This window comes from Catonella sp. (genome assembly GCF_052173895.1).
GTDB lineage: Bacteria > Bacillota > Clostridia > Lachnospirales > Lachnospiraceae > Catonella.
The window spans coordinates 1-2,821 of sequence record NZ_JBQMXS010000100.1; the positions used below are offsets into that span (position 1 = coordinate 1).

At 32.4% G+C, this 2,821-nt stretch carries 2 protein-coding genes; one reads left to right on the forward strand and one right to left on the reverse strand.

Going from position 1 to position 2,821, the window contains the following annotated elements:
- Nucleotides 1-716 precede the first annotated feature (716 nt).
- Complete coding sequence (locus tag ACTTG8_RS10145; RefSeq protein WP_442561987.1) at nt 717-2,012, forward strand: ATP-binding protein; 1,296 nt, start codon at nt 717-719, stop codon at nt 2,010-2,012.
- A gap of 165 nt (nt 2,013-2,177) precedes the next feature.
- Here ACTTG8_RS10145 and ACTTG8_RS10150 read toward each other — a convergent pair.
- A partial coding sequence (locus ACTTG8_RS10150) for a hypothetical protein (protein ID WP_442561988.1) occupies nt 2,178-2,821 on the reverse strand: 644 nt, incomplete at its 5' end.

A 2,821-nucleotide genomic window follows, 5' to 3' on the forward strand; every position in this document is an offset into this window, starting at 1 on the left:
ATATTGTGCCTTATCTCCTGCAGAATTAACTGCATTTTTTATTTCTGTATTCAAGCCTAGATCACCCCTTTGCATTCCTTTATATAATTATATGCTAAAGTCAGTATCTACGCAACCTGATTTAAAATATAGGAAATAATACCAACCTTATCATAAACAACTTACAAATACAAAAAGATTACCCGACAGCCTAAGCCATCAGATAATCCTTATACTTTATTTCCTACTATCCCCTAATTCTCTTCCTTCATTATATCCTCAGACATAATTCTTAGCATTTTCTCCAGAGTTTTATTTTCCTCCGGAGTAAAGCGGTTTTCCAGTTTCTCCATAACTTCTTTAAGATACTGGTAACTAATATTATAATAATTAATATATTTTTCAGTTACTTCCAGATAATATATCCTTTGCTAATAATTTAAGTGCTAAAAATGTTGATTTTTCTTGCATTAATCATATATATAATGTAAAATTAACTACATAATTTATAATATGATACAAGTGTCAAAAGTATAAAAATTCGATGCAAGCTTGCTTGCAAGAGAATTTATTATCTTTTGACACGCAAAAAATATGAGTAAGTAGCCATTTTTTGCAAAAAAATGAGCGGATTACGAATATTTTTGCAAGGATTGCGAGAGGTGAAGCCGAAGCAATCCTGTATCATTGGGTGTCAAATACTTTTGACACCCACATCATAATATATGGAGGTTAAAATGTATAGAAAAGTTCTTGGAGAATTAAAGGAATGGAAAAAAAGCCCTTTTAGAAAGCCTCTGATTATACATGGAGCAAGGCAGATAGGCAAGACTTACAGTATGCTTGAGTTTGGACAATCAGAGTATGACAATGTGGCATATTTTAATTTTGAAACCGGTTCAGATTTAACCGGCATATTTGAAAATGATTTAAATCCTGCAAGGATAATTAATGAACTTTCTATTATTAAAAGCATAACCATTCTTCCTGAAAAAACTTTAATTATTTTCGATGAAATACAAGCCTCAGAGAAAGCACTCACCTTCCTTAAATATATAAATGAATCAGCTAATGAGTATCATATAATTGCAGCTGGCAGCCTGTTAGGTCTGGCTCTTAACAGAGGTAATTTTTCCTATCCTGTAGGAAAGGTAGACACTATAAATATGTATCCAATGACCTTTGATGAGTTTATTATTGCTATAGGTGAAACCTCACTAAAAGATATTATTTTAGAAGCTGCAAAGATTTTTTCACCATTATCCTCTGCCTTACATACAAAGGCACTTAACCTATATCATACATATCTTGCTGTTGGTGGATATCCGGAAGCCATAGCAAGATATATTGAAAAAAGGGATTTTAACTTTGTAAGAGCTGTACAAGGAAATATTGCTAATGCCTATATTTCAGATATGGCAAAATACTCAACTCCTTCCGATACTGTTAAAGCTATTTCAGCTTATAACAGTCTTCCTACACAGCTTGCCAAAGAAAATTCAAAGTTTATGTACTCAGTTATAGGAAGCAGTGCTCGTGCCAAAGACTATGAAAGTGCATTAGCTTGGCTTATCGCAGCAGGTGTAGTTATTAGATGTAATAAAATAACTGAAGGAAATCTGCCGCTCAAAGTATACGAGGATAATCTCACATTTAAAATGTACTATTCAGATGTGGGACTTCTCTCTATGAAATCAGATATCCCAACTGAAAATATTGTGCACAATCTAAAAATTTCAGACAAAATCAGAGGAATATTAGCAGAAAACTATGTAGCTGAAGAGTTATCAGCAAAAGGAATAACTCCTTACTATTGGACTTCTGACAATAAGGCTAAGGTTGACTTTGTAGCTCAAATAGATGGTAATGTTATCCCTATTGAAGTCAGATCAGCAGATAATGTAAGAGCCAAAAGCCTTAAAATATATACAGATAAATATAAGCCTGAGTTTTCATATAGATTTTCAGCTAAAAATTTTGGATTTGAGAATGGGATTAAGTCGGTGCCGCTTTATGGGGTGTTTACGGTATGATACATAAGGGCTGGCGAGTATGCCAGCCCTTATTGGTTTCAAAAAGCAGGAAAGGCAATTACCTTCCTTCTAAACTCCTTTAAAGATAACTTATCACAATGTTAACTTAATGACAGTGACTTTAAATCTCCTCTACCCTGAACTAATATATAAATTCTATACTTCTTAATTAAAATCTTCATCAGTAAAATTCTTATAATCCGGTGCGCCTTTTATCCCTCTAAGGTAAAGCTTATATCTCATTTTTTCTGTTTTCAAATATTTCTTCCTTATTTTTTCATCTACTCTAAGCCCCTCACTAGGTCCTATACCATAATCGAATGGAATCCAAAGCGTCTTACCTTTTGAATTCTTAACCTTTACCACTGTAAATGCATGGTTTATTTCATTCCTTGATTCATAATAGTTTTCTATACCCAGCTGATCAAATATCTGGCTTTCATAAGAAGCATGAACTGCACATACACCTTCTGCCTTATTATCAAGAAGTGTCTTCATTCCTTTGGAACCGTATTCTCCATAATATTTATATTTATAAACCATTCCAAACTCAGGTCTTTCCTGACTACAACTAAAGTAATTACTTTTATCAATTGCATAAATCTTCACAGCATCACTTAATTCTGAAAATGGCTTACTTAATATATCAAAATCTTTTTCAGTAAAATCTAACATATTATATTTTTTTAATGTAGTGTCTACATCACTAATCGAAGCTGCAAATTCATCATATGATTTTACAGTAATATTCCAATTTATAGAATCTGTACCTTCTTCTCTACTTTCTGAAAAAGATTCCAAAATCATCT